Origin of the sequence: Cupriavidus sp. L7L (assembly GCF_004353535.1) — a bacterium.
GTDB classification, from domain to species: Bacteria; Pseudomonadota; Gammaproteobacteria; order Burkholderiales; family Burkholderiaceae; genus Cupriavidus; species Cupriavidus oxalaticus_A.
Genome location: NZ_SMNY01000066.1, coordinates 21,930 through 28,546, shown reverse-complemented (window position 1 = coordinate 28,546; position 6,617 = coordinate 21,930). Strand labels below are relative to the sequence as shown.

The following is a 6,617-nucleotide window of genomic DNA, read 5'->3' as shown; positions in this document are numbered from 1 at the left end:
AAGCCCGTGCTGCCGTTCGACTTGCATGTGTAAGGCATGCCGCCAGCGTTCAATCTGAGCCAGGATCAAACTCTTCAGTTCAATCTCTGTGTGGGTCCGAAGACCCTCGCTCTTTCGAGCGGTCGCTCACTCTCAGAAAACTGACTGACCAGATCCGAAGACCCAGTCACGTTTTGCTGTGCGAGCACTGTATAACTTGTGAAGCAACACTGTCCGAAGACAGCGGCGCCCGCTACCCAGCGCCCACACTTATCGGTTGTTTGTTTGTTAAAGAACTTCGCTTCCCGGCTTTGCCGTTCAGCGCGCTGCGTTGTCTGCAGCAGAGAAACGAGATTATGCAGGGCTTTCTTCGTTTCGTCAACCGTTGCAGCAATCTTTTTTTGCTGCGGCCAGCGCTGCAAACTTCGCTGCGCCAACCTTGCGGTCGACCCCGCAACCCTTGCTGCGTCTGCTTTGCAGCGCCGCGTTGTGTTGCGAGGGGGCGAATATTAAGGGACCCGGAGGTGCTTGGCAAGGGGTTTCTGAAAACTTCTTCGTGCCGCCATCGCCAGGCACTTAAAATCGGCTGATGCCGGATATGCCCACTTACCTGCCGTCGCGCATGCCCGCGGACGGCAAGCACTTTGCAGACGCCCTCGCGCTCGCCGCGGCGCTGTCGCGCCCGATCGTCTTCGTCGACCTCGAAACCACCGGCGCCGATGCCCAGCGGGACCGGATCACCGAGATCGGCGTCGTCGAGGTCGGCCCGGACGGAATTACCGAATGGGATACCTTGCTGGACCCCGGCATGGGGATCCCGCCGTTTATCCAGCGCATGACCGGCATCTCCGACGAGATGGTGCGTGGCCAGCCGACGTTCGAGTCACTCGCCGAGCCACTTGCCGAGCGCCTGCAGGGCCGGCTTTTCGTAGCCCATAACGCACGCTTCGATTATGGCTTCCTGAAGAACGCATTCCGCCGCGCCGGCGTTACGTTCCGTGCGGATGTGCTGTGCACGGTACGCCTGTCGCGCTCGCTGTACCCGTCGGTGGAACGCCATGGTCTCGATGCGCTGATCGCCCGCTTTGGCCTGACGCCTAAAGGGCGGCACCGCGCCCTGGCCGATGCCGAGCTGCTTTGGCAGTTCTGGCAGAAGATCCACGACACCTATTCGGTCGAGCTGGTCGAGGCCGCGGTGCGCACCCTGGTGCGTCGCGCCAGCCTGCCGGCTGGCCTGGACGAAACCGCGCTGGAAGACGTGCCCGCCGCTCCCGGTGTCTATATCTTCTACGGCGATGACGACGTCCCGCTGTATGTAGGCAAGAGCGTGCACCTGCGCCAGCGCATCGGTGCCCATTTCTCGGGCGACTACCGCTACGGCAAGGATATGCGGCTGGCGCGGCTGGTGCGCCGGGTCGAGTGGCGCGAGACCGGCGGCGAGACCGGCGCGCTGTTGCTCGAGGCCAGGCTGGTCAAGACGATGCAGCCTGTCCACAACCAGCTGCTGCGTAGCAATGCCCGGCTCTACGCATGGGAGCTGCCGCCGCAGTTGCCGGTGCCGCGCCTGCGCACCAGCCGCGACACCGATTTCTGCCGGCATCGCGATCTGTTCGGCGCCTTTGGCAGCCGCGGTGCAGCCGAGGCGCGCCTGCGTGCGCTGGCCGAAGAGCACGGCTTGTGCATGGCCACGCTGTCGCTGGAAAAGACCACGCCGCGAGGCAACCCGTGCTTCGCGCGGCAGGTACACCGCTGCGCCGGCGCCTGCGTCGGCGCCGAGCCGGCCGCCGCGCATCGCGCGCGCCTGGCCACCGCACTGGCGCCGCTGGCACTGGTGCCGTGGCCATTTGACGGTCCGGTGGCATGGCGCGAGGAGCATGCCGGACGCACGTGGTGGCATGTCGCCAACGACTGGTGCTATCTGGGCTGCTCACTCACGCTGGACGAGGCCCGCGCGCTGGCCGTTGCGCCAGCGCACTTCGACCTGGACACCTACCATATCCTCGCCCCGCGCATGGCGCAGTGGATGCCGGAAACGGTCCCGCTGCCGGTAGCGAGCCTGTTCGAGCTGACCCCGCCGGCGAAGCCGCAGGAGCAGGATGTACTGCGGCCGGTGCGTGCTACCGCGGCGACCGCCCCACGCAGGCCAGCCCGCGCGGCCGGTCAGCAAGCCCTGGATCTGTTCGCCGACTGAACCGCGCCGCCGGCTGCCCGCTGTGTGGGCTGGCGCGCAGACCGTGCTTGTGGGCAGGCGTGCCCTTCCGTTAGTCTCGACGGACCGCCCTTGCCGCCGGGCGCGCCGATGCGGAGTCTCAATGCCTGCCAAACTGTTCCGTCCTGCCGAATCGGCCCGCGGCGCCGCGCGCGTGCGCGCGTGCCTGGCCATCCTCTGGGCCGGAGCCTTCACCGGCGCGTGTGCCAACCTGGGCGGCGGCGCCATGCAGGAAATCTTCGACTCCTGGAAGAACGTCTCGGTCGACGAGGCCAAGCGCCAGTGGGGACCGCCACAGGCGGTTCAGGCGATGCCGTCCGGCACCGCCTATGTCTGGAACGAGACCATCCCGGCAGCCCGCGCGCCAGGCAGCGGCCCCCGCGATGCCGGCATGGAACGCACGCCGGTGCCGGGCCATTGCCAGCGCAAGCTGATCGCGGGCCCGGACGGCATTGTCATCGGCGGCGAATGGAGCGGCGATGCCTGCTGCATCAGCACGCTGGTCGGCCGCTGTGCCGCACTGAAATACCGAGGGCCCGGCTGACCGGCGGCACGGCGCCTTGAAGTCCTTGAAGTACTGCATGACCAGCAGGACCGGGGCCGCCATCAGCTGCGCCTGCCCTCCCGTCGCAGAGCGGAAGCGCCATTCAGGCCGCCGGCCACGCGCCGGTGGCAGCCAGGACCGGCGAGTATTCGCGCAACTGCCAGCGCATCGGCAGCACCGACGGGCGCCGCATCACCTGCTCGACATGCAGCCGCACCAGCCGCTCCGCCCCGGCGAATGTCGCCAGCTCGGCGCCGTCCCAGATCACTTCGGCATGGCCACCGACATGGAGCAGCGCGCCTTCGGCAAAATCGGGCACCACCAGCCCGGCGCGTGGGTTCTGCAGCAAGTTGCCGACGGTATTGAAGAAGTTGTTGCCGTTGAAATCCGGGAAGGTGAGCGTGCCATTGCCGTCCACGCGGATAAAACCCGGCTTGCCGCCGCGGTGCGATACATCGACGCCGCCGGTGTGCGCGCCCTCCTCCGGCGAGGCAGCATGGCTGGTGGCAATGAACAGCGTATCGGCGGCCCGCAGCCACGCTGCCCCGGCGTCGTCCAGCACCGTGCCGTGCCATGCCGGCACGGGAGCTCCCGGTTGTGCCATGGTGCCTTCGCGCAGCTGGATATAACGCGGGCAGTTGCCGAAGCTCTGCTCGACTTCGACCGTGAACCCGCGCTGGTCGCGCGCCACGATGATGCCGTTCATCCGATTGCGCCGGCGCGTGGACAGCTCGATGCCCAGCAAGCCAACGCTCGCACCGTGCTCCAGGGCCTGTTCCAGCGGATCGCCAGGCAGCGGCAAGGCGTCGATGCGCAAGTGCGTGGCATCGGGGCTATATGCAAACCCCGGCGCACCGGCAAGCACCGATGCCCACGGCAAGCCACCGGCATCGACCGCGCCAACCAGCAGGATCGGCAGCTGGGCATAGAAGTCGCGATGCTGTGCGGGCATTTCGCCGCGGATCACGCGCGCGCCGGCCGCAGCCATGCGCTCGCGCTTGCCGGCGCGCTCCTGCGCGGCCAGTTCCCCGGCGTGGAAAGGCAGGCCGGCATGCGGCCAGACGGGCAGTTCCATGATGGACTCCTTGGCTGATGCAGCCGGCGCTCGCGCGGCGGCGTCCGGTTATCCGGCCTCAGGCAGCCCTGCCGGGCCGGGATACGATCATCGGCACGAAGCCGGGCAGCGCCTCAATGCGGCGCAGCCACGCGTTCAGTGCGGGATACGGCGCCAGGGGCACGTTGCCTTCTTCGGCGCGGGCAATGTAGCTGTAGGCGGCGACGTCGGCGAGCGTGGCATGGCTGGCTGCCAGGAACGGCTGCTCGGCCAGCAGGGATTCCATCAGCACGAACAGGCGCTGCGCGCGCGCGATGGCGTCGTCCAGCGGCACCGGCCGGCCGAACAGCACGCCCAGGCGCGCCGCGGCGGGGCCGAAGGCGATTTCCCCGGCGGCCACCGACAGCCAGCGCTGCACGCGCGCGGCTCCGACCGGGTCGCGCGGCAGCCAGCGGCCATCGTCATAGCGCGTGGCCAGGTAGACCAGGATCGCGTTCGAATCGCCGATCACCGCGCCGTTGTCGTCCAGCACCGGCACCTGCCCGAAGGGATTGAGCCGCAGGAACGGCTCGCGATGCTGTTCGCCGCCGCGCAGGTCGACGTCGACCAGCCGGTACGGCAGTCCCAGCAGCGACAGGAACAGTTCGGCGCGATGGGCGTGGCCCGAGAGCGGCGAGCGATAAAGGACGAGCGGAACGCGGGGCTCGGCGGGATGGCTGGCGGCTTGCATGACACACTCCTCGGGGGTTGGGATACCGGGATTCTGGACGCGGAAGGCGCTGCAATAAATGGGGCGCCTGATATTTGACTACTCCAAAAATCGGAGTAATGTGTGGCGCCATGGACAAGCTTCGAGCCATGCAGACCTTCGTGCGCATCGTCGACGCGGGCAGCCTGACTGCCGCCGCGGCGACGCTGCACACTTCCCTGCCCGCGGTGGTGCGCACACTGGCCGCGCTCGAGTCCGAGCTGCAGGTGCGGCTGCTCAACCGCACCACGCGGCGGCTGTCCCTGACCGGCGAGGGGCGCAGCTACCTGGACAGCTGCCGGCGCATCCTGGCCACCATCGATGAAGTCGAGGCCGGCCTGACCGCCAGCCATGTCGAGCCCAGCGGCCAGCTCACGCTGACCGCGCCGGTGCTGTTCGGGCAGATGTATATCGCGCCGGCAGTCACGCGCTTCGTGCAGCGCTATCCGCGCGTGCGCTGCCGCATGGAATTCACCGACCGCGTGGTGAACCTGCTGGAAGAAGAGCTCGACGTCGGCGTACGCATCGGCCCGCTGGCGGATTCGACCCTGGTGGCGCAGCCGGTCGGCCATATCCGGCGCGTGGTGGTGGCCACCCCCGCCTACCTGCGCAAGCATGGCACGCCGCGCCATCCCGACGACCTCGCGCGCGCCAATTGCGTGCGCTTCACCGGCAATGCCGCGCACTGGTGGACGTTCCAGGAAAACGGCAAGCCGTTCCAGGTGCAGGTGACGGGCAACCTCGAATTCAACCAGACCGCGCCGGCCGTGGCCGCTTGCGCGGAAGGCGCCGGCTTGGGCAATTTCCTGTCGTACCAGGTGGCGCAACTGGTGCAGGCGCGCAAGCTGCGCATTGTGCTGGAGACGTTCGAGCAGCCCGCCTGGCCGTTGTCGCTGATCTATCCGCATGCGCGCTTGCTGCCGGCGCGCACGCGCGCCTTTATCGACTGGATGCGCGACGACCTCGGTCCGCGCTTTCGCTGAGACAGCGTTCCCGCGGTGCGCGAGAGCAAGACCAAGACGCAGAGATGCCGATTCCATGCCCCTGGCCAGCGCTCCAACTCCGACGGGCTTCGGCGCCCGCTTGCGCCGCCTCATCCGCCGACCCAGCGGCAATGCGCTCCGCCAGGGTATCCACGACGCGGAGCAACAGGCATGCGTACCTTGCGCGCACGAGTGGCGACCCACCCGTTCGCAGCGACCGGCCACCCGACAAAAGCCTTGACGCCGCGCGGCGCGCACCGGTATTTTTCAAAAGCGAATCTGCATTCGAATACGGAAAATCCCTATGCCAGCGACGTCGTCCGGCCTTCCGGCCACCTCTTCCTTTCCCCGTATCGATACGCCCTCGATCCTGCAGCCGCCGCGGCAGCGGCGCGCGCGCGAGACCGAGCAGGCGCTGCTCGGCGCGGGCCGTGAACTGCTGGCGAAGCGCGATTTCGCCGCGGTTTCGGTGGCCCAGATCGCCGCTGCGTGCCAGGTGTCGGTGGGCGCTTTCTATGGCCGCTTCCGCGACAAGATGGCTTATTTCGAGGCATTGCGCGCCCTGGTGATGGAGGAAACCTCGGCATCGATCGACCGTTACCTCGCGCAGGAGCGCTGGGAAGACGTGCCGACCGCCGTACTGCTAGACAAGGCCGCGCGCTTCATGGTGCTGGGCACGCTGGCCAATCGCGGCGTGATGCGCGCTTCGCTGCGGCATGCCTCGACGAAGCCGGAAGAGTGGCAGCCGCACCGCCAGAATGGCGAAGCGATCGTCGAGCGGATGGTGCAGTTGCTGGTACCACGGCTGTCGCTGCCCGCGGATATCGCCGATCTGCGTGTGCGCTTTGCCATGCAGGCGGTCTTTAGCGTGCTGGTCAATGCGGTGCTGAACGATTCGGGGCCGCTGCATCTCGACGATGAGCGAATGATCCCCGAACTGAGCCGCATGATGGCGGGGTACCTCGGCGTCACAGGCAACGCCCAGGCCTGAATTCGCGCGGTAGTGCAGTCTGGTAATGCAGCGCGCCCATGGCCGCTATGAATTCGGTGGTGCTTGCTTGGCGGCAGCGCACGTCCTCTCTAGAATGCGTCCACGCTGA

Annotated in this window: 6 protein-coding genes and 1 rRNA gene; 4 read left to right on the top strand and 3 right to left on the bottom strand. The window is 67.5% G+C overall.

All coding sequences use genetic code 11. The annotated features are described in order from the left end of the window. A 16S ribosomal RNA gene (locus E1J61_RS35170) occupies positions 1-81 on the bottom strand; the annotation flags it as partial. Positions 82-568: 487 nt separating this feature from the next. Between E1J61_RS35170 and E1J61_RS35165 the strand changes: the two genes are divergently transcribed. Both E1J61_RS35165 and E1J61_RS35160 read left to right on the top strand, forming a co-directional pair. Beyond that, on the top strand, positions 569-2,170 hold the full coding sequence (locus E1J61_RS35165) for a 3'-5' exonuclease family protein (protein WP_133098426.1): 1,602 nt from the start codon (positions 569-571) through the stop codon (positions 2,168-2,170). Between the two features lie 121 nt (positions 2,171-2,291). Next, positions 2,292-2,732 (top strand): hypothetical protein, encoded by a 441-nt coding sequence (locus E1J61_RS35160; RefSeq protein WP_133098425.1) that lies wholly within the window; start codon positions 2,292-2,294, stop codon positions 2,730-2,732. A gap of 103 nt (positions 2,733-2,835) precedes the next feature. Here the strand turns inward: E1J61_RS35160 and E1J61_RS35155 are convergent, their stop codons facing one another. Both E1J61_RS35155 and E1J61_RS35150 read right to left on the bottom strand, forming a co-directional pair. Continuing rightward, complete coding sequence (locus tag E1J61_RS35155) at positions 2,836-3,807, bottom strand: pyridoxamine 5'-phosphate oxidase family protein (protein WP_133098424.1); 972 nt, start codon at positions 3,805-3,807, stop codon at positions 2,836-2,838. 58 nt (positions 3,808-3,865) lie between these two features. Continuing rightward, a complete protein-coding gene (locus E1J61_RS35150; RefSeq protein ID WP_133098423.1) occupies positions 3,866-4,516 on the bottom strand; it encodes a glutathione S-transferase family protein in 651 nt (216 codons plus the stop codon). A gap of 98 nt (positions 4,517-4,614) precedes the next feature. Here E1J61_RS35150 and E1J61_RS35145 point away from each other — a divergent pair, with 98 nt between their 5' ends. Then, entirely contained in the window at positions 4,615-5,517 is a 903-nt protein-coding gene (locus tag E1J61_RS35145) for a LysR family transcriptional regulator (protein WP_133098422.1), read from the top strand. A 304-nt stretch (positions 5,518-5,821) separates the two neighbouring features. Next, positions 5,822-6,508 (top strand): TetR/AcrR family transcriptional regulator, encoded by a 687-nt coding sequence (locus tag E1J61_RS35135; RefSeq protein ID WP_133098420.1) that lies wholly within the window; start codon positions 5,822-5,824, stop codon positions 6,506-6,508. The last annotated feature ends 109 nt before the right edge of the window (positions 6,509-6,617 follow it).

What these genes read in the sequence shown, in the direction of transcription:
- E1J61_RS35150 (WP_133098423.1), bottom strand. Translation starts at nt 4,516, where the DNA reads ATGCAAGCCGCCAGCCATCCCGCCGAGCCCCGCGTTCCGCTCGTCCTT.
- E1J61_RS35145 (WP_133098422.1), top strand. Translation starts at nt 4,615, where the DNA reads ATGTGTGGCGCCATGGACAAGCTTCGAGCCATGCAGACCTTCGTGCGC.
- E1J61_RS35135 (WP_133098420.1), top strand. Translation starts at nt 5,822, where the DNA reads ATGCCAGCGACGTCGTCCGGCCTTCCGGCCACCTCTTCCTTTCCCCGT.
- E1J61_RS35160 (WP_133098425.1), top strand. Translation starts at nt 2,292, where the DNA reads ATGCCTGCCAAACTGTTCCGTCCTGCCGAATCGGCCCGCGGCGCCGCG.
- E1J61_RS35155 (WP_133098424.1), bottom strand. Translation starts at nt 3,807, where the DNA reads ATGGAACTGCCCGTCTGGCCGCATGCCGGCCTGCCTTTCCACGCCGGG.
- E1J61_RS35165 (WP_133098426.1), top strand. Translation starts at nt 569, where the DNA reads ATGCCGGATATGCCCACTTACCTGCCGTCGCGCATGCCCGCGGACGGC.